General features: G+C 65.2%; 19 protein-coding genes. 14 read left to right on the forward strand and 5 right to left on the reverse strand.

Annotated features, from left to right (window positions below; translation table 11 throughout):
* Positions 1–92: 92 nt before the first annotated feature.
* From ACPEE1_RS02315 to ACPEE1_RS02330, 4 genes are read left to right on the forward strand one after another with little or no spacing between them, the layout of a single operon-like run.
* Entirely contained in the window at positions 93–1,457 is a 1,365-nt protein-coding gene (locus ACPEE1_RS02315; protein ID WP_232539472.1) for an ABC transporter substrate-binding protein, read from the forward strand.
* Positions 1,458–1,476: 19 nt separating this feature from the next.
* Positions 1,477–2,484 (forward strand): carbohydrate ABC transporter permease, encoded by a 1,008-nt coding sequence (locus ACPEE1_RS02320; protein ID WP_182344050.1) that lies wholly within the window; start codon positions 1,477–1,479, stop codon positions 2,482–2,484.
* Positions 2,474–3,340: a carbohydrate ABC transporter permease gene (locus ACPEE1_RS02325; RefSeq protein ID WP_232539471.1), complete on the forward strand. Its 867-nt coding sequence runs from the start codon at positions 2,474–2,476 to the stop codon at positions 3,338–3,340. The genes ACPEE1_RS02320 and ACPEE1_RS02325 overlap by 11 nt, the downstream gene beginning before the upstream one ends.
* A gap of 1 nt (position 3,341) precedes the next feature.
* On the forward strand, positions 3,342–4,433 hold the full coding sequence (locus ACPEE1_RS02330; RefSeq protein WP_423935070.1) for an ABC transporter ATP-binding protein: 1,092 nt from the start codon (positions 3,342–3,344) through the stop codon (positions 4,431–4,433).
* A gap of 63 nt (positions 4,434–4,496) precedes the next feature.
* Here the strand turns inward: ACPEE1_RS02330 and ACPEE1_RS02335 are convergent, their stop codons facing one another.
* The gene (locus ACPEE1_RS02335) at positions 4,497–5,051 is read right to left on the reverse strand and encodes a nitroreductase family protein (RefSeq protein WP_182344045.1); all 555 of its coding nucleotides are present in this window, start codon (positions 5,049–5,051) and stop codon (positions 4,497–4,499) included.
* Between the two features lie 58 nt (positions 5,052–5,109).
* A complete protein-coding gene (locus ACPEE1_RS02340) occupies positions 5,110–5,568 on the reverse strand; it encodes a PaaI family thioesterase (protein WP_116926789.1) in 459 nt (152 codons plus the stop codon).
* Between the two features lie 161 nt (positions 5,569–5,729).
* On the opposite strand from ACPEE1_RS02340, the gene ACPEE1_RS02345 reads away from it, so the two are divergent.
* The 6 genes from ACPEE1_RS02345 to ACPEE1_RS02370 all read left to right on the forward strand — a co-directional run bounded on the left by ACPEE1_RS02345 (position 5,730) and on the right by ACPEE1_RS02370 (position 10,165).
* Positions 5,730–7,115: a hypothetical protein gene (locus ACPEE1_RS02345; protein ID WP_423935073.1), complete on the forward strand. Its 1,386-nt coding sequence runs from the start codon at positions 5,730–5,732 to the stop codon at positions 7,113–7,115.
* Positions 7,112–8,302, forward strand: coding sequence for a hypothetical protein (locus ACPEE1_RS02350; RefSeq protein ID WP_133248183.1), 1,191 nt, complete (start codon positions 7,112–7,114; stop codon positions 8,300–8,302). Before ACPEE1_RS02345 ends, ACPEE1_RS02350 begins: the two co-directional genes overlap by 4 nt.
* A 273-nt stretch (positions 8,303–8,575) precedes the next feature.
* Positions 8,576–8,704, forward strand: coding sequence for a transcription initiation factor TFIID subunit D10 (locus ACPEE1_RS02355; RefSeq protein ID WP_116926792.1), 129 nt, complete (start codon positions 8,576–8,578; stop codon positions 8,702–8,704).
* Positions 8,705–8,745: 41 nt separating this feature from the next.
* On the forward strand, positions 8,746–8,904 hold the full coding sequence (locus ACPEE1_RS02360) for a hypothetical protein (RefSeq protein ID WP_165841215.1): 159 nt from the start codon (positions 8,746–8,748) through the stop codon (positions 8,902–8,904).
* Between the two features lie 107 nt (positions 8,905–9,011).
* Positions 9,012–9,794, forward strand: coding sequence for a hypothetical protein (locus tag ACPEE1_RS02365; RefSeq protein WP_116926793.1), 783 nt, complete (start codon positions 9,012–9,014; stop codon positions 9,792–9,794).
* Positions 9,795–10,012: 218 nt separating this feature from the next.
* A complete protein-coding gene (locus ACPEE1_RS02370) occupies positions 10,013–10,165 on the forward strand; it encodes a transcription initiation factor TFIID subunit D10 (RefSeq protein ID WP_116926794.1) in 153 nt (50 codons plus the stop codon).
* 135 nt (positions 10,166–10,300) lie between these two features.
* Here the strand turns inward: ACPEE1_RS02370 and gatB are convergent, their stop codons facing one another.
* The 3 genes from gatB to gatC all read right to left on the reverse strand — a co-directional run bounded on the left by gatB (position 10,301) and on the right by gatC (position 13,691).
* Positions 10,301–11,755, reverse strand: coding sequence for an Asp-tRNA(Asn)/Glu-tRNA(Gln) amidotransferase subunit GatB (gene gatB / locus ACPEE1_RS02375; RefSeq protein ID WP_116926795.1), 1,455 nt, complete (start codon positions 11,753–11,755; stop codon positions 10,301–10,303).
* A gap of 20 nt (positions 11,756–11,775) precedes the next feature.
* On the reverse strand, positions 11,776–13,251 hold the full coding sequence (gene gatA, locus ACPEE1_RS02380) for an Asp-tRNA(Asn)/Glu-tRNA(Gln) amidotransferase subunit GatA (RefSeq protein ID WP_116926796.1): 1,476 nt from the start codon (positions 13,249–13,251) through the stop codon (positions 11,776–11,778).
* 140 nt (positions 13,252–13,391) lie between these two features.
* Positions 13,392–13,691, reverse strand: coding sequence for an Asp-tRNA(Asn)/Glu-tRNA(Gln) amidotransferase subunit GatC (gene gatC / locus ACPEE1_RS02385; RefSeq protein WP_423935076.1), 300 nt, complete (start codon positions 13,689–13,691; stop codon positions 13,392–13,394).
* A gap of 212 nt (positions 13,692–13,903) precedes the next feature.
* On the opposite strand from gatC, the gene ACPEE1_RS02390 reads away from it, so the two are divergent.
* From ACPEE1_RS02390 to mrdA, 4 genes are all read left to right on the forward strand, one after another.
* A complete protein-coding gene (locus ACPEE1_RS02390; RefSeq protein ID WP_021026802.1) occupies positions 13,904–14,950 on the forward strand; it encodes a rod shape-determining protein in 1,047 nt (348 codons plus the stop codon).
* A 288-nt stretch (positions 14,951–15,238) separates the two neighbouring features.
* Complete coding sequence (gene mreC / locus ACPEE1_RS02395) at positions 15,239–16,180, forward strand: rod shape-determining protein MreC (RefSeq protein ID WP_116926798.1); 942 nt, start codon at positions 15,239–15,241, stop codon at positions 16,178–16,180.
* A gap of 37 nt (positions 16,181–16,217) precedes the next feature.
* On the forward strand, positions 16,218–16,736 hold the full coding sequence (gene mreD, locus ACPEE1_RS02400) for a rod shape-determining protein MreD (RefSeq protein ID WP_116926799.1): 519 nt from the start codon (positions 16,218–16,220) through the stop codon (positions 16,734–16,736).
* Positions 16,737–16,757: 21 nt separating this feature from the next.
* Entirely contained in the window at positions 16,758–18,710 is a 1,953-nt protein-coding gene (mrdA, locus tag ACPEE1_RS02405) for a penicillin-binding protein 2 (protein ID WP_116926800.1), read from the forward strand.
* Positions 18,711–18,734: the final 24 nt, after the last annotated feature.

The following is an 18,734-nucleotide window of genomic DNA, read 5'->3' on the forward strand; positions in this document are numbered from 1 at the left end:
CAGGCGCACCGGCTGGGCGCAGCGCCCTCCCCAACAGCAACACACCGATCGCAGATGGCGATGGCCGCCTGCGCGCACCACAGAGAGTTTCCATGACCCGAACCACCTACCACTACGAAGGCGGCCTGCTGGTGCCGCGCCGCAAGCTGCTGGCCTCTGCGCTGGCGGCCGGCGCCGGCAGCGTGCTGGGCTTTCCGGCACTGGCGCTGGACAGCAAGCCGCTCAAGGGCGTAACGCTCAATACCTCGCTGTACAGCTCGCCGTATTCCAAGCTGCTGCGGCCCTGGATTCCCGAGTTCGAGGAGGCCACGGGCGCCAAAGTCAATTTCGACACGCCCGGCTTTCCGGTCTACAACCAGCGCGCTGACCTGGAGCTGTCCACCAAGGGGGCGGCCTTTGATGCGGTCAATGTCACCTTCATCTATTCGAGCCGCTGGATCAATTCGGGCTGGCTGACGCCGCTCGATGGCTATATCAACGACCCCAACAAGACGCCGGCGAGCTTTGACATCCGCGACTTTCTCGAAGGCGCGCTGGCGCCCGAGCGCGGCCGCGATGGCCAGCTCTACGGCATCCCCTGGCAGGCCGAGGTCACGATTGCGGCGGCCTCGCGCTTTGATGTGCTCCAGCAGTCGGGCCTGGCCTTTCCCGATACGACAGACGCCTGGCTGCAAGCGGCCAAGCTGCTCAACCGCAAGGAGCGCGCGGCCGGCTTTGTCACCGACAACCACTATGGCTGGACCTTCATCCCGTTCCTGCAGGCCTTTGGCGGCGATGTGTTCCGCAAGGCGCCCGATGACCTGTTCCCCACCTTGGACAGCCCCGAGGCGATAGCGGCGGCCGACTACTTTGCCCGCCTGCTGCGCGAGTACGGGCCCGACGGTGTGGTCTCCTACACCTCGGACCAGGCCGTGCAGTCGCTCAAGGCCGGGCGCAGCCATTTGAGCGTGCAAGGCCAGATCAACCTCTCGCAGCTGGCCGATAAGTCCAGTAGCAAGGTGGCGGCATCGGCGGCCTGGGGCCAGGTGCCCAAGGGTGTGGCCGGGCGCTTTCCGGGCACGGCCATCCATGGCTGGGGCATTCCGGTGGGCAGCAAGAACAAGGATGCCGCCTGGCAGTTCATCCGCTGGGCCACGTCCAAGGAAACCTTGCAGCGCGCCGTGGCTGCAGGTTACGGCTCGCCCACGCGGCGCTCGGACATTGACTCGGCCGCTTACCGTGAGCGCCAGCGCGTCAACGGCTATGACATCGCGTCGCTGGTGACATCGTCGGTGGAGCTGTCGGCCAAGCAAGGCCATATGAAATACCGCACCGTGGCTGCCTACCCGCAGGTGGACCAGCAGATCAACAAGGCCATTGAGCTGATCGTGACGGGCCAGCGCACGCCTGAGCAGGCGATGAAGCAGGCGCAGACCGCGTCGATTGCCGAGCTGCGCCGCGCCGGCGTCTCGGTCTGAGTGGCGAGGGAGCGCGCCCATGCCGCCCACTGCATCTCTCGCGCCGCAGGCGCTCGACACCGGACCTGCGCGCCCGCTGCCCAGCCAGGCGCGCGGCAAGCCCGCTGCGGCTGCAGCGTCGCGCAACTGGCAGCGCAACTGGCAGCGCGAATCGGCACGGGCCTATGGCCTGGGCCTGGCACCCGCACTGGTGGTGCTGGCCGCCATCACCTTGCTGCCGCTGGTCACGCTGGTGGTAGTGAGCCTCACGCCGCTGAGCCTGACCGACCCAGCAGCGACCTTCCATTTTGAGCAGCCCGCCGGCAACTATGCGCAGCTGCTGCAGGACCAGCGCTTTGTCGATTCGCTCTGGGTGCAGGCCAAGCTCTCGTCGGTCAGTGTGCTGCTGCAGCTGCTCGTCGGCCTGGGCCTGGCCTTGCTGCTGCACAGCAGCAGCCGGGTGGTCGCGGGCCTGCGCACGTTCTTTCTGATCCCGATGGTGCTGCCGCCGATTGTGGTGGCCCTGGTCTGGAAGATCATCTACACGCCCGACATCAGCCCGATGCATGCGCTGCTCGAGCAGTGGGGCTGGCCGCTGCGCTCGCTGATCGCCAACCCCGACACCGCGCTGTGGGCCATTGTGGCCGCCGATGTCTGGCAGTGGTTCCCGTTCACGATGCTGATGGTGCTGGCCCAGCTGCAGATGGTGCCGCGCGACCCGGTCGATGCCGCCCGCATCGATGGCGCCAACCGCTGGCAGGTGTTTGTCTACATCGTGCTGCCCTATCTGCAGCGCACCCTGGTGGTCTGCGCGCTGTTCCGCCTGATCGACAGCTTCAAGGCCTTTCCGCTCTTGTATGTGCTGACCAATGGCGGGCCGGGCACCGTGACCGAGGTCACCAATTTCTACGGCTTTATCCAGGCCTTCAACTTCTCGTACTGGGGCTACGGCAGCGCCATTGCGGTGGTGATGCTGGCCATCATCTTTGTGCTGAGCGCACTGGTCAGCCGCCTGGGCCGGGCCAAGGGAGATGCCCATGCACGCTGAGACCTGGCACCACGCAGCACCTGCGCTGCCCGTATGGCAACGCGCCGTGCAAGGCGCGCAGCGCCATCTGCTCAGCACCGCTGCCGTGGTGGTGCTGATGGTGGTGCTGCTGCCTTTTTTGTGGATGGTGCAGATGGCCTTTCGCCCGGCGGGCGATGCGCTGTCGCTGGATCTTGTCTTCAGCCCCACGTTGGAGGCCTTTGCGGGCCTGTGGCAGGACAACTTTGCACGCTCCTTTGGCAACAGCTTGCTGGTGAGTGTGCTGTCCACCGGGCTGTCGCTGCTCCTGGGGGTGCCCGCTGCCTATGCGCTGTCGCGCTGGCGCTTCAAGCAGCGGCGCCAGGTGGCGCTGTGGGTGCTGTGCACACGCATGGCGCCGCCCATTGCGTTCACGATTCCGTTCTTTCTGGCATTTCGCTGGCTGGGCCTGCTCGATTCCGTCTGGGGCCTGGTGCTGGTCTACCTGACCTTCAACCTGGCCATCGTGATCTGGATGATGCAGGGCTTTTTTGAGGCCATTCCCACGGCGCTCGAAGAGGCGGCCTGGATGGACGGCTGCAGCATCTGGTCGGCCTTCTGGCATGTGACCTTGCCACTGACCCGGCCGGGCCTGGTGGCCACCGCCGTGCTGTGCTTCATCTTTTCGTGGAGCGACTTTTTCTTCGCACTGATTCTGACCCGCACGCAGGCGGTGACGGCGCCGGTGGCCATCGTCAATTTTCTGCAGTACGACGGCTGGGAGTGGACCAAGATTGCAGCGGCCGGCACCCTGGTGATGCTGCCGGTGCTGCTGTTCACGGTGCTGGTGCGCAAATACCTCGTTCACGGCCTCACCGCCGGTGGCGTTAAGGACTGACATGGCTTCGATTGCATTGAGACAGCTGCGCAAGCATTTTGAGGGGCACGATGTGCTCAAGGGTATTTCGCTCGATATCGCCGAGGGCGAGTTTGTGGCGCTCGTTGGGCCATCTGGCTGCGGTAAATCCACCTTGCTGCGCATGCTCGCCGGGCTCGAAGAGGTCAGCAGCGGCCAGATCGTGCTGGGTGGCCAGCTCATCAACGATGTGCCGCCGCGCGAGCGCAATATTGCGATGGTGTTCCAGAACTATGCGCTCTACCCGCATATGACGGTGGCCGAGAACCTGGGCTTTGCGCTCAAGCTGCAGCGCCAGGCGCCCGCAGCCATTGCGCAGCGCGTGCAGCAGGTGGCCGAGATTCTGGGCCTGGAGCCGCTGCTGGCCCGCCTGCCTGCCCAGCTGTCGGGCGGCCAGCGCCAGCGTGTGACCATGGGCCGCGCCATTGTGCGCGAGCCACTGGCCTTTTTGTTTGACGAGCCGCTGTCCAACCTGGATGCCAAGCTGCGCGTGCAGATGCGCACCGAGATCAAGGCCTTGCACCAGCGCCTGCGCACCACCACGGTCTATGTGACGCATGACCAGATCGAGGCCATGACCATGGCCGACCGCATCGTGGTGATGCGCGACGGCCTGATCGAGCAGGTGGGCACGCCGCTGGAGCTGTACGACCGGCCACGCAATGCCTTTGTCGCGCAGTTCATTGGCTCGCCCTCGATGAACCTGATTGCCGCCCGCAGCCAGCCAGCGCAGGACGGCTGGCAGCTGGTGACCGACGATGGCCTGCGCCTGCCGCTGCTGCCCGGCCTGCAGGCCCAGGGCGAGCGTGCGCTGTGGCTGGGCGTGCGGCCCGAACATGTGCAGCTGGAAGTGGCGCCCCTGAGCGGTGTCGCCACCAGCGCTGCGACCGTCGAGGTGGTGGAGCCCACCGGCGCCGAAACCCAGGTGGTCAGCCGCTTTGGCCAGCAGCCACTCATTTCGACCGTCAAGGAACGCCTGGCGCTGGCGCCCGGCCAGGCGCTGCATTGGCACACGGCGCCGCAGCACTGGCATGTGTTTGACCGGCAAAGTGGCGAGCGCCTCAACGTCGCTTAATACCAAGTACCTCATGCACAAAGGCTTCCAGTCGGGAGCCTTTGCGTTGCTGGGTGCCGGTGTTTAAGCCAGGGGGCCTGCGGTCAAGATTTCCGACAGCGCCTTGCGCGGCGAGGGCGTCTCGCGCTCGGCCAGGTCGGCGGGCAGGCTGGACTTGTCGCCGCGCTCGCCAATGGCGACCAGGCATTCGACCTGCCAGTTGTCACCGAGCTTGAGCACGGCGCGTGCAGCATCGCGCTCGATGCCGCCCATGGCGTGGGTGGCCAGGCCCATCGCATGGGCTTGCAGGGCCAGGTAGCCCCAGGCGCAACCGGTGTCAAAGCTGGGCGCGGGAGACTCGTCCTTGTTCGACAGCACCACCAACAGGGCGCCGGCATTCAGGCACCAGCGGCGGTTGAACTCGTTGGGAATGGTGGAAAACGCCTGCCAGTTGGCATCGCCGTTGATCGAATAGGCAAAGTGCCAGGGCTGCTTGTTGCTGGCCGAAGGGGCCCAGCGTGCGCCTTCCACAATGGTCTCGATGTCCTTGTGCGTCAGCGCCTTGCCCGAGAAGGCGCGGGGCGAGAAACGGTCCAGAAACTGGGGATGGATGGCATGGGTGGATTGGCGCGTCGTCATGGTCAAAAAGTGAGCAATAAGACCGCCAGCATGCCATATCTGCCGGTTTTTTGCAGGCTTAGATTTTTTGTTTATCGACCAGCTTGAAGGTGCCCGTGGCCAGGCCCAACAGGTTGCCGGCATCGTCATGCAGCTCGCCGCGCACAAAGGACAGGCTCTTGCCGCGCTTTTCGCAAACGGCCGTGCAGACCACATCGCCACTGCCCGGCGCAATGTAATGAATGGTCAGGTCCACGGTGATGACGCCATAGCGCAACGGATCATGCGCGCGAGCTGCGCAGGACAGGCCCACATCGAGCAAGGTGGCGATGGCGCCGCCATGCATATCGCCCCGGCTGTTGGTGTATTGCTTCTGGTAGGGCATGCGCACCCGGGCGCGCTCATTGCCGATCGCCTCGCCCTTGAGCAAGAAGGCCTCGGCCATGGCCATGCCGAGGCCGAAGATCTGGTTGGCGGGCTCATCCACGGTGTAGGCGGGGATGTCGTTGGCAACAGCGGGGGATGCAGTGGTGGTCATGGGGCAGGGCGCAGCAGGTTCAAAACCTTGGATATTAGCGGCTGGGCCGCCAAGCCGCGCCGCATGGCTGACACCTGGGAGTCGCCGCCCCAGCGGCGCCCAGCTTCGTTTGCAAAGCGGCTGCCTCCACTTCTGTGCCCTCGGTTTATCATCGCTGGCTTATGCCCGTCTGGCCCCCGTCGTCCTCTCTGTCATCCCCGTATTGCCCGCGCTGCGGCGCAGCGAACTGCCGCAGCGCAGGTGCGCGCGACCGCTTTGCCTGCCTGCAGTGCGGCGCGCAGTTCCGGCTGGAGCAGCTGCAGGGCCAGTCCTTCGCGGCTGGTCAGGCCGCGCCAGGGGCGCCAAACGGGGCGCGGTTGCGCCAGCACCTGCCCTGGCTGGCGGTGGCGCTGGCCATGCTGGTGTCCATCCCCTGGTGGCTGCCCCGGCTGCAACCCGGGCTCCAGCTGAAGCTGCCCACTGCCTGGCAAGACAAGGCACCGCAGCTGGCACTGGGCCGCAGTGAGGCGACGACGCTGATCGAGCGCAACGGCCAGCGCTTGCTCGTGCAGCTGTTTGAAAACCGCGAGCAGGGCGATGTGGTCTACCGCGTGCTGGTCCGTGATGCGGCCACCGGCGCCAGCCTGGGCGAGCCCCAGCGCATGGCCATGCCCTGGGCCGGCAGCTCCGGGCGGGCCGAGCTGCAGTTTTTCTCGGACGGCCAGCTCTACCTGTTTTTGCGGGAACGCGGCTTTTGGCGGCTGGATCTGGCGAGCCTGCGCTTTGTCGATCTGCTGCCCCAGCTCAGTGAGAAATTTGCCGCGCAGCTGGGCGAGGGCATCGTGGGCGTAGCGCCCAAGGGCCGCGACCGGCCCGACAGCCTGGAGGTCACCAGCCGCAGCGGCAGCAAATACCTGGTGTACTGGCTGATCGGCCAGATCTGGCCGGCGGCCGACAGCAGCAGCCTCTACGAAAAGGCCCAGGCCGGCTACCGCCAGGAGATCGCCTTCTACCGCTATGAATCGCTGCCCCGCCCGACCGGCGAGGAGAACCGCGCCGTGCTGGTGCAGTCCTGGTGGCGGCACGAGCCCGGCCAGCCCGCCTACTTTGGCTATTACGACCTGCAGCCCAGCGACAGCCGCGAGGTGCAGACATCGCCGCGCAGCTATGTGGCCATTGGCGATGGCTTCTCGACCCGCCCCTATGCCACCAAGGACCGGGGCCTGCTGCGCATCAAGGTGGTGCAGCCGGCGGTGCCGCGCTTCCATGCCGATGTGATGGCCGAGAACGCGCGCCGCCTGCTGCTGGCCTACAACCCCACGCCGCTGCGGCAGGAGGGGCGCGTGATCCAGCTGCTGGACAAGGCCAGCGAGCAGGTGGTGTGGAGCCGCACCATCGACCAGTTGCCCGCACTGGGCCAGCGCGAAGGCGGCATGTATGTCACCGGCCAGGCCGTCAGCGCCGGCTTTTTGCTGCTCAACGACATGCGCCAGCCCGCGCTGCTGATTGGCGATGACGGCGAGGTGCTGCAGGACTTTGGGGCTGCGGCCGCAGGAGCTGCGCAGTGAGCATTCCTCGGCGTTTTTATCTTCCGATGGGCCTGGGCTTTCTGTTCTTTTTTGTGCTGCCGCTGCTGGTGCCCGCGACGGTCAAGCTGCTGCAATCGGGTGCAGACAAGGCCGAGGAGCTGGGCGATGTGGCCGCCTCGGCCATCTACCAAGGGGAGGACGGCAGCCTGCGCATGCTGCGGGTGATGAAGCACAGCACCGCGCAGGACGATGTGTTTGTGCTGCTGGACAACGACCTGCAGGCCAAGCAGCTGCTGGGCGAGCCCCAGCGCATTGTGCTGCCGCGCGCCCAGCTGCGCCAGCCGGCGCGCTTGCGCAGCGAGGCCCATGGCCAGCTGTCGCTGCTGCTCAATGACCGGCACTGGTGGCTGCGCGAGCCGGCGCAGACCGCGTTTGCGCCGATGGATGCCGCGCTGCGCCAGCGCTTTGCGGCCGAGCTGGGCACAGGCGTGTCCAAATATGCGTTTGGCGAGCTGCGCGAGCCGGGCCTCTTGGATGTGACCAGCAATACCGGCGACCGCTATGCGCTGTACTGGGCCAGTGGCGAGCTCTACCCCTGGGCCGAGCGGCTGCAGCGCTGGCAGCAGCGCCCCTGGGCACAGTACCCGCAGACGGCCTCGCGCATCGACTATGCCGACTTTGACACCGACGTGGCCCAGTACGGCATGCCGATGATCTTGCTGCAGTTTGCGCAAAAAGTTAGGCCAGGCGAGTTTGAGCGCTGGCCACGGCTGAGCGTGCACTCCAGCGCCGACAAGCAGGTGCGCGCCGCCCCCAAGCTCTACCAGCCGGTCAGCGATGGTTTTGTCGTCAGCCGCCAGGCGCTGCGCGACGCGGGCATTACCCAGATTGCCGCGGTGGCCAGCGTACCGGTGCAGTTCAGCGGCGAGGTGCTGGCCCGCAATGCGGACCGTGTGCTGATGCGCTACGACGAGACCCCTACCACCGCCGCCGAGGTGGTGCTGCAGATCGTCGATGCGCACAGCCTGCAAGTGGTGTGGCGCAAGTCCACGCGCGAGATGCCGCAGTTGCTGTTTGACGGCGAGCACCTGGCGGCCCAGGCCTGGCCCGGCGGTTTTTACCTGAGCACCGGCTTGAACCTGCCAGCCCTGGTGATCGACAACGAGGGCCAGACCTTGGTCGACTTTCAGCCCCAAAAGCGCCTCGAGCAACCCAGCGAGGACTGAGGCCTAAGAACCTGTTCAAAGGCAAGCACACGCGGCCCGGGCGGCCCATTGTCAACGTGGATAGTGGACGATAAAAGTGCAGGGCCATCCGATAGTTATTGGCTGGCCTACAGCGCTGTTTTGTAAAGAAATTTTGCAAATCCACCGGCCTGTTTACGTAAAGCCAAACGAATCTCCAAAACTCCTACAGCCAGCGCCACCCTGCAGCGGCACCATGTCCTTACGGCAGGCGTTTGTCCCTGCCGCCAACCTGACACTGAAGGAGTAAACGCCATGAACCAGCAGAACCACCAACAGTCCGGACAGCACCCTGCCCAGAAAAAGGAGCAGCAGCAACAGCAGCAATCCCCGAAGCAGCAGCAACCGGGCCAGCAGGACCGCAAGCAGTCCTCGCAGAAGTAGGCTGCGACAGCGCGGCCCACGAAGACCACACGGAGCACCCCATGCAACAACTGCCATTGCCGATGACCAAGCAGCAGCCTTGGCCGCTGCAACAGGGCCAGCCGTTGCGCGAGGCCAAGTACTCGCAGCAGCAGTGCAAGTGCAACCGGCGCCAACTGGGCACCGAGCCCAAGACGCCGGACAACGCACAGATGTGCTGATCTTCTGAACCCTGCGCCAAAGCCCGCACGATGCGGGCTTTTTTGTGGGCGCGGCAGGGCATGCGCGGTGATACTGGCGCTCTCCATCCCCCAGCCAGCAGACCTCCATGAACACCGGATTCTTCGCGCAGCCCAGCCCGCCGTACCCCCGCACCAACTACAGCTTTGCCTACCAATGGATCGAAGAAGTTGGCAGCCTGACCGCCTTGCTGGCGCATGTCGAAGCGCTGCGCGCCGCAGACCCCGCGCACCGCTATCTGTGCACCTTGGACGATATCCAGCAGGGCAGCTACACCAGCGGCCATGCCAGCCAGGATGACCGGCTCTACCTGGCCAGCCCGCCGGATATGGACTGGGACGACCCAGTGCAGGAGGCGGCCTGGGATCTGCAGGCGCTGCAGCACCGCGCGCGCCAGCTGCGCCAGGGCCCGCAACGCTGGGCCGATGTCTGCGGCAGCCTGGCGGTAAGCGCCAGCGATCTCGACGCACTGCTGGCCGCGAATCGCGCGCCTGATCTGCTGCTCGATGACGTCGTCTATATCCAGCGCCTGCCGTTGGCCCAAGGCGATCCGCTGATTGCTGGCCAACCCAATGGCTATTTCAGCGCAGACTGGGACAGCTTTCAAAACCACGCCATCCACCAGCATCTGGCCGAGCAGCATGGCTACCAGCTGTTGGCCATGGGCGCCGCCTGGATGGCACTGGCTCGCGTGCAGCCGCCCGGTGCCGTGCAGGCCCAGGCGCTGGTGGAGGATTTGCGGGCGCTGTATGCCACGGGTGATGAGGCGCTGCTGGCCCATGCGGGCTGGCAAGCCTTGCCAGCGCTGCTGCAAACCCAGCGCATCCTGGTGATGGGCTATACCGAAGATATGGCCGACCGCTGGGAGTAAAGCCTCGCTTGTATTTCTGTGAAGGACGGAAAACGAATGTAGGCGGCCCTGCGTTGCTTACCGCCTGGAATGCACCAAGCGGCTTTGCAAAATGTGCACCGAGAAACGTCTCGATGCAGGCGGCGCGTCAATTCCTACACCGGCCGTTCGGCTGCAGCGCGACCATAGAGCCATGGCAGGGCATGTCGCCCGGTCATCATCTTGAAGGAGCTAACGCTATGAATCAGCCAAACAGCCAACGCAATCCCAACCAGGTGAACCAGCAGCAATCGGGCCAAAAGCCCGGCTCGCCCAAAGAGCAGCAACACCAGCAGCAGTCGCCGCAGCACAAGCAGCCTGGTCAGCAAGACCGCTCCCAGCAGCAGCGCTGAAGGCCGCGTTGGCCTGAGCAACTGGTAGTCGCCACCGCGCGATAACCAGGAGGGTCAGCCAGGGTGCATGCCTGGCAAGCCCGTAAAAAAGCCTCCATTGCTGGAGGCTTCTTGCTGTCAGCGGTGGCGGGGAGATCAGGCCAGCTTGGCCTTCAACAGCTCATTGACCTGGCCCGGGTTGGCCTTGCCCTTGGAAGCCTTCATCACCTGGCCGACCAGTGCGTTGAAGGCCTTGTCCTTGCCGGCCTTGTACTGCTCGACATTGCCGGGGTTGGCGGCGATCACCTCGTCGATGATGGCTTCGAGCGCGCCGGTGTCGTTGGATTGCTTCAAGTCCTTGGCGTCGATGACAGCGTCGACGTCGGTGCCTTCGCCGCTCCACAGCGCTTCAAACACCTGCTTGGCGCTGTTGTTGCTGATGACATTGCCGTGGATGCGGTCGATCAAGGTGCCCAGCTGCGCGGCGCTGACCTTGACCTGGTCCATGCCGATCTCTTCCATGTTCAGGCGGCGCGAGATCTCACCCATCACCCAGTTGCTGGCCAGCTTGGGCTGGCCGCTGGCCTTGGCAGCGGCTTCAAAGTAGTCGGCCATGGCCTGGCTTTGGGTCAGGGTGGTGGCGTCGTACTCGGGCAGGCCGTAGTCGGCCACAAAGCGGTCGGCGCGCTGGCGCGGCAGCTCGGGCATCTCGGCCTTGACGGCCTGCACCCAGCTGTCGGCGACCACCAGCGGCGGCAGGTCCGGATCGGGGAAGTAGCGGTAGTCGGCCGCGTCTTCCTTGGTGCGCATCGCGCGGGTCTCGCCGGTGTCGGGGTTGAACAGCACGGTGGCCTGCTGGATCGCGCGGCCATCTTCGATCTCTTCGATCTGCCAGCGGATTTCGTAATCGATGGCGATCTGCATGTTCTTGAACGAGTTCAGGTTCTTGATCTCGCGGCGGGTGCCCAGCGGCTGGCCGGGCTTGCGCACGGACACGTTGGCATCGCAGCGGAACGAGCCTTCCTGCATATTGCCGTCGCAGATGCCGATCCAGGTGACGATCTTGTGCAGTTCCTTGGCGTAGGCCACGGCCTCGGCGGTGCTGCCCATGTCGGGCTCGGTGACGATCTCCAGCAGCGGCGTGCCGGCGCGGTTCAGATCAATACCCGATTGGCCGATGAACTCGTCGTGCACCGATTTGCCCGCGTCTTCTTCGAGGTGGGCGCGCACCAGGCGCACGGTCTTTTTCTGGTCGCCGACAAAGAAGCTCACCTCACCGCCTTGCACCACCGGGATCTCGAACTGCGAGATCTGGTAGCCCTTGGGCAGGTCGGGGTAGAAGTAGTTCTTGCGTGCAAAGATGCTGACGGGCGCAATCGTGCTGCCCAGCGCCAGGCCGAGCTTGATGGCGCATTCGACGGCCTTCTTGTTCATCACCGGCAGGGTGCCGGGCAGGGCCAGGTCTACGGCGCAGGCCTGGGTGTTGGGCTCGGCGCCAAAGGCGGTGCTGGCGCGGCTGAAGATCTTGCTGTTGGCGGCCAGCTGGGTGTGGGTTTCAAAGCCAATCACCACTTCGTAGCCGTTGATGAGCTTGATGCTTGTTTCGGTCATGTTCTGTTTTCCTCCCTGCGTTACTTCGCGATGCCGGTTGGCTGGCGCAGGTGGTGGTCGGTGGCTTGCTGCAGCTGGTGGGCGGCGTTCAGGAGCTTGGCTTCACCAAAATAGTTGCCGATCAGCTGCAGCCCCACGGGCATGCCGCCTTCGCCAAAGCCGGCGGGAACGCTCAGGCCAGGCAGGCCGGCCAGCGACGCGGGCAGCGTGTAGATGTCGGCCAGGTAGTTGGCAAGCGGGTCGCTCTTGCCGCCCAGTGCCCAGGCCACGGTGGGCGCAGCGGGGCCGGCGATCAGGTCGCAGTCCTGGAAGGCGGTCTGGAAGTCGTCGGCAATCATGCGGCGGATCTTTTGCGCCTGCAGGTAGTAGGCGTCGTAGTAGCCGTGCGAGAGCACATAGGCACCGGTCATGATGCGGCGCTTGACCTCGTCGCCAAAGCCTTCGGCGCGGGTCTTCTTGTACATGTCCACCAGGTCGCTGTAGTCCTTGGCGCGGTGGCCAAACTTCACGCCATCAAAGCGCGAGAGGTTGGACGAGGCCTCGGCCGGGGCGATGATGTAGTAGACGGGGATGGACAGCTCGGTGCGCGGCAGGCTGATGGGCACCAGCTTGGCGCCCAGCTTTTCGTACTCCTTCAAAGCCGCATCGACGGCGGCGCGCACATCGCTGCTCAGGCCATCGCCAAAGAACTCGGCGGGCACGCCAATGCGCAGGCCGGCCAGCGAGTCGTTGAGGTGCAGCGTGAAGTCTTCGGCCGGGTGGTCCAGGCTCGTGGAGTCTCGGTCCAGGTCGGGGCCGCACATTTCGCTCAGCAGCAGCGCGCAGTCTTCGGCGGTGCGCGCCATCGGGCCGGCCTGGTCCAGGCTGGAGGCGAAGGCGATCATGCCGTAGCGGCTGGCGCGCCCATAGGTGGGCTTGATGCCGGTGATGCCGCAGAACGACGCAGGCTGGCGGATCGAGCCGCCGGTATCGCTGCCGGTCGCCGCAGGCGCCAGGCGCGCGGCCACCGCTGCTGCCGAGCCGCCGGACGAGCCGCCGGGAACCCGGCTGGTGTCCCAGGGGTTGCGCACCGGGCTGATGGCGCTGTTCTCGTTGGCCGAGCCCATGGCGAACTCGTCCATGTTCAGCTTGCCCAGCGTGACCGCGCCAGCAGCTGCCAGCTTGGTCACCATGGTGGCGTCAAACGGCGACTGGTAGCCGGCCAGCATCTTGCTGCCCGCGGTGGTGGGGAAGTCCTGGGTGACGAACAGGTCCTTGTGGCCCATCGGCACACCGGCGAGCTTGCCGGCCGTGCCCGCTGCAATGGCGGCATCGGCAGCGCGGGCCTGGGCCAGCGTCACGTCTTCATTGATGTGGATGTAGGCACCCAGATCCTGGTGGGTCTTGGCGCGGGCCAGAAAGTGCTGGGCGGCCTCGACGGAGGACACTTCGCGGCTTTTGAGCTTGGCAGCCAGCTGGGCCACGCTCAAGTCATGCAATTCGGTAGGGATGCTCATGCAAATCTCGCGATCTTGGCGATCTCGGTGAATGGGAAGGGGCGCGGGGCGCCGGTCTCAGGGGCGGGCTGCAAGCCTGGCTGCCACCCCGGCCGGGGGCCGGTGTTTGCCCGGCCCGCCAGGCCTGAAGATGCTGTGAATTACTCAATCACCTTGGGCACCAGGAAATAGCCTTTTTCCACGGCAGGGGCACTGCGCTGGTTGGCCTCCCGGTTATTGGGTTCGCTGATGACGTCATCGCGCAGGCGCAGGCTGATTTCCTGGATCGCGGCCACGGGGTGTGACAGGGGCATGACACCGGAGGTATCCACAGCCTGCATCTTCTCCACAATGCCGAAAAAGTTATTCATCTGCGAGAGCATGCGCTCACTCTCGGGGCCGGATAATTCGAGCCGCGCCAGGTTGGCGATGCGGGCAATGTCATCTTTTGTCAGGGCCATAGATAGTCGTATGTAAACCAGTCGTAAAAAAACGGGGCCGGAAAGCGTTGCCCTGTAAGTTATTCACAGGGGATGGGGTATTATCCCGTCTTTGACGCAATAACGCGGCAACGTCGGTCATTGCGCATCAAAAACCCTTCTGTCATCTCACCACACACCAATGAAGGGCGATGGAGCGCCGAAGCGCGTTCCATGCCCTAGAGGAAACTTGCATGTTCGGAGCGTTCCGTCGCTACTTTTCCACCGACCTGGCCATCGACCTGGGCACGGCCAACACCTTGATTTTTGCACGCGACAAAGGGATTGTGCTCGATGAGCCCTCCGTAGTTGCGATTCGCCATGAAGGTGGCACCCATGGCCGCAAGGTCATCCAGGCCGTAGGCCGCGAAGCCAAGGCCATGCTGGGCAAGGTGCCCGGCAATATCGAAGCCATCCGCCCGATGAAGGACGGTGTGATTGCCGACTTCCTGATCACCGAGCAGATGATCAAGCAGTTCATCAAGATGGTGCACCCCCGCACCTTGCTCTCGCCCAGCCCGCGCATCATCATCTGCGTGCCCTGCGGCTCGACCCAGGTCGAGCGCCGCGCGATCAAGGATGCTGCGCTCAAGGCTGGCGCCACCCAGGTGGAGCTGATCGAAGAGCCGATGGCTGCCGGTATCGGTGCCGGCCTGCCGGTGTCCGAGGCCTCGGGCTCGATGGTGGTCGACATTGGTGGCGGTACCACCGAAGTGGGCGTGATCTCGCTGGGCGGCATGGTCTACAAGGGCAGTGTGCGCGTGGGCGGTGACAAGTTCGACGAATCCATCATCAACTACATCCGCCGCAACTACGGCATGATGATCGGCGAGCCCACGGCCGAGCTGATCAAGAAGAGCATTGGTTCGGCGTTCCCGGGCTCCGAAGTCAAGGAAATCGAAGTCAAGGGCCGCAACCTCTCCGAAGGCGTGCCGCGCAGCTTCACCATCAGCTCCAACGAGGTGCTGGAAGCCCTGACCGAGCCGCTGAACCAAATCGTCTCTGCCGTGAAGAACGCGCTGGAGCAAACGCCGCCCGAGCTGGGGGCCGATATTGCCGACCGCGGCATGATGCTGACCGGTGGCGGCGCCTTGCTGCGCGACCTGGACCGCCTGCTGGCCGAGGAAACCGGCCTGCCGGTGCTGGTGGCCGAGGAGCCACTGACCTGCGTGGTGCGCGGCTGCGGTATCGCCCTCGATACGCTCGACCGCAAGGGCGTGACCATCTTCACCAGCGAATAACCCGGGCGCCCTCCGCGCGGATACGCAATAATGGCGAGCGTCAGCGACTATGCAACCCATAGCCCGCTGCCGGCCCGCCATTGCGTTTTGTGGCCCGCTTGCCACTGGCAGTGTGCACAAGGTCTGGCTGATGGGCCCGCCGCCGCCATGCGCCCGCTTCTGCTTTTTCGCTTTTCTCTGATGTCCCTGCTCATGTCCCTTGTCCACCGTGCAGACCGCCGAGCGGCGGGGCGGCACGCGCCCGGAACAGGCGCAGCGCGCAGGGCCCGGTTCTGCTGAGGCCACCGCATGGCACGCAACGTCTTCTCCGGCGGTATACCGACCTTCCGACCCCAGGGGCCCAGCGCCAATGTGCGCCTGGCGCTGTGCGTGGCGCTGGCCGTGTTCCTGATGGTGGCCGACGTGCGCTTCAAGCTCACCGAGCCGCTGCGCAAGGCCGTCGCCACGGTGCTGTTCCCGATGCAGTGGGTGATGCTGCAGCCGGTGTTGCTGGCCCAGGGCGGCGCCAGGTATTTTGAAGACCTGCACACCGCGCAGGCAGCGGCCATAGTGGCCGAGAAAAACGCCATCGCGCTGACGCATCGCGCCAACCTGGTCGAGACCCTGGACCACGAGAACCAGCGCCTGCGCCAGCTGCTCAACCTGGTGCCCCGCCTCAAGACCGAGGGGCGCGCTGCCCAGGTGGTGTACGAGACGGCGGACGCCTTCAACCGCCGCGTCGTGATCGACAAGGGCGAGGTCGCCGGCATTGCGCGCGGCTCGCCGGTGATGGACGAGATGGGCGTGCTCGGCCAGGTGACCCGGGTGTTTCCGATGTCGGCCGAGGTGACCTTGCTCACCGACCGGGAGCAGGCCATCCCCGTGCTCAACCCGCGCACCGGCGCGCGGGCCGTGGCCTATGGCGACCCGACCAATGCCTATGGCGGCGGCATGGAGCTGCGCTTCATGCCCAGCAATGCCGATATCCAGGAAGGCGATCTGCTCACCACCAGCGGTGTGGATGGCGTCTATGCGCCGGGCCTGCCGGTGGCGCGCATCGTCAAGATCGAGCGCCGTGCCGATTCGCCTTTCTCGCGCGTTTACTGCGAGCCGCTGGCGCAGATGTTCGGCACGCAGTTTGTGATGGTGATCAACCCGCTGCCCGAAGACGCGCTGCCTCCGCGCCCGCCGGTGGAGACCAAGACCCAGGAAGGCCCGGCCTCCACCCCCCGCAAGGGCAAGCGCGGATGATGCCCGCTACGATGAACCCCACACCAGGAATGCAGCCATGATCATGCCGCGTGGGCAGCCCTTGCTGCTCCCTGTCCCCCCGGGCTTTATTGCGCTGACCCTGGTGCTGGGGCTGATGATCAATATGCTGCCGCTGGGCCGCGCGCTGTGGCTGCCTGATGTGCTGCTGCTGGTGCTGGTGTACTGGGGCGTGCACGAGCCCGGCAAGATCGGCATGGGCTGGGCCTTTGTGCTGGGCCTGTGCATGGATGTGCACCAGTCGTCCCTGCTGGGTTTGCATGCGCTGGTGTATTCGGCCGTGCTGTATGGCGTGGCGCTGCTGCGCCAGCGCATCACCTGGCTGAGCGTGATGGCCCAGGCGGTGCAGGTGATGCCGCTGTTCCTCGCGTCCGACGTGGTGCTGATGCTGCTGCGCATGTTGCTGCGCGGCAGTTTTCCGGGCTGGGGCTTTTTGACGCCCGGCCTGTGGTGCGTGGTGCTGTGGCCGCTGGTGAGCTGGCTGCTGCAGCTGCCCCAGCGCCAGCCGCCCGACGATGACGAAAACCGCCCTTTGTAAGCGGGGGCGTTTGCGCAGACCATGACCGAGATCCAGAATTCAGACCGCGCGTTCAGCCGCTTTCGGCTGCGGGTGATCGTCATCGGTCTGGTGGTGGTGCTGTGCTTTGGCATTCTGCTCTCGCGCCTGTATGTGCTGCAGGTCGAACGCCATGATGACCTGCTGGCACAGGCCGAGAGCAACCGCACGGCGGTGGTGCCCATCGTGCCCAACCGGGGCCAGATCTATGACCGCAATGGCGTGCTGCTGGCCACCAACTACTCAGCCTACACGCTGGAGATCACGCCCTACAAGGTCGGTGATGTGGAAGAGACCATCGATGCGCTGTCCCAGCTGATCGAGATCACGCCGCGCGACCGGCGCCGCTTCAAGCGCCTGCGCGAGGATTCGCGCAATTTCGACTCGCTGCCGATCCGCTCGCGCCTGACCGACCAGGAAGTGGCCAAGTTCGCCGCCCAGCGCTACCGTTTTCCCGGCGTGGATGTGAAGGCGCGGCTGTTTCGCTCCTACCCGATGGGCGAGACCGGTGCCCACCTGATCGGCTATATCGGCCGCATCAACCAGCGCGAGAAGGAGCGCATCGACGACTCCGACGAAGCGGCCAACTACCGGGGCACCGAGTACATCGGCAAGACCGGTGTCGAAGCCAGCTACGAAAAGGAGCTGCATGGCCACACCGGCGTGGAGCGCATGGAGACCTCGGCCGGCGGCCATGCGGTGCGCAAGCTCGACAGCTCCCCGGCCACCCCCGGCGAGAGCGTCGTGCTGTCGGTGGACATCAAGCTGCAGAAGATGGTCGAAGACCTGTATGGCGACCGCCGGGGCGTGGCCGTGGCGATCGACCCGCGCAGTGGCGAGCTGCTGGCCATGGTCAGCAAGCCCACGTACGACCCCAATATCTTTGTCGAAGGCATTGACCAGGAAAGCTGGAAGGCGCTGAACGAATCCATCGACCGCCCCTTGCTCAACCGCGCGATGCGCGGCACCTACCCCACCGGCTCCACCTACAAGCCCTTCATGGGCCTGGCAGGGCTGGAGACGGGCAAGCGCACGCCCTCGACCATCATCCAGGACGGCGGAAGCTGGACCTTTGGCGGCCACACCTTCCGCTCCGGCCATGCGCTGGGCCCGGTCGATCTGAACCGCGCGATCCAGCACTCGAGCAATGTCTACTTCTACACGCTGGCCAATGAGATGGGGGTCGATGCGATCCATGATTTCATGAAGCCGCTGGGCTTTGGCCAGATCACCGGCATCGACCTGCCCGGTGAAGTGCGCGGCGTGCTGCCCAGCACCACCTGGAAGCGCGACACCTACAAACGCCCCGAGCAAAAGCGCTGGTATGCGGGCGAGACCATTTCGCTGGGCATTGGCCAGGGCTACAACAACTTCACCATCTTGCAGCTGACCCATGCGTTGGCCACGATCCTGGACAATGGCAACAGCCGGGTGCCGCATGTGGGCCGTTCGCTGATCGACCCGGTCACCGGCGAGCGCCGCCCCATCGAGCAGCCCCCACCCGTGAACCTGGGTTACAAGCAAAGCAATATCGAGGCCGTCAAGCGCGGCATGGTGTCGGTGGTGACGGGCGGCACCGGGCGCGGCTCCTTTGGCACGGCCCGCTACACGGCCGGTGGCAAGACCGGCACGGCCCAGGCCATCAGCATCGGCCAGAAGGAAAAGTACAACGCCGCGCGCCTGGCCGAGCGCCAGCGCGACCATGCGCTGTACATCGCCTTTGCACCGGCCGATGACCCCAAGATCGCCGTCGGCGTGATTGTCGAGAATGCGGGTTTTGGTGCCGGCTCGGCCGCGCCGATTGCCCGCCGCATCATGGACTACTGGCTGCTGGGCGAGTACCCCAGCGAGGCCGACATGGCCGCAATGCAGCGAGGTGAAGGCCGCGCGCCAATGGGCACGCCGCGCAGGGTCGAAGATATCCAGCTCAAGCCGGCCGCCGAGCCGGGGCAATAACGAGGCCGGCCTTCGCGCTGAGTG

Source organism: Comamonas sp. 23 (genome assembly GCF_049601575.1).
GTDB lineage: Bacteria > Pseudomonadota > Gammaproteobacteria > Burkholderiales > Burkholderiaceae_C > Comamonas > Comamonas squillarum.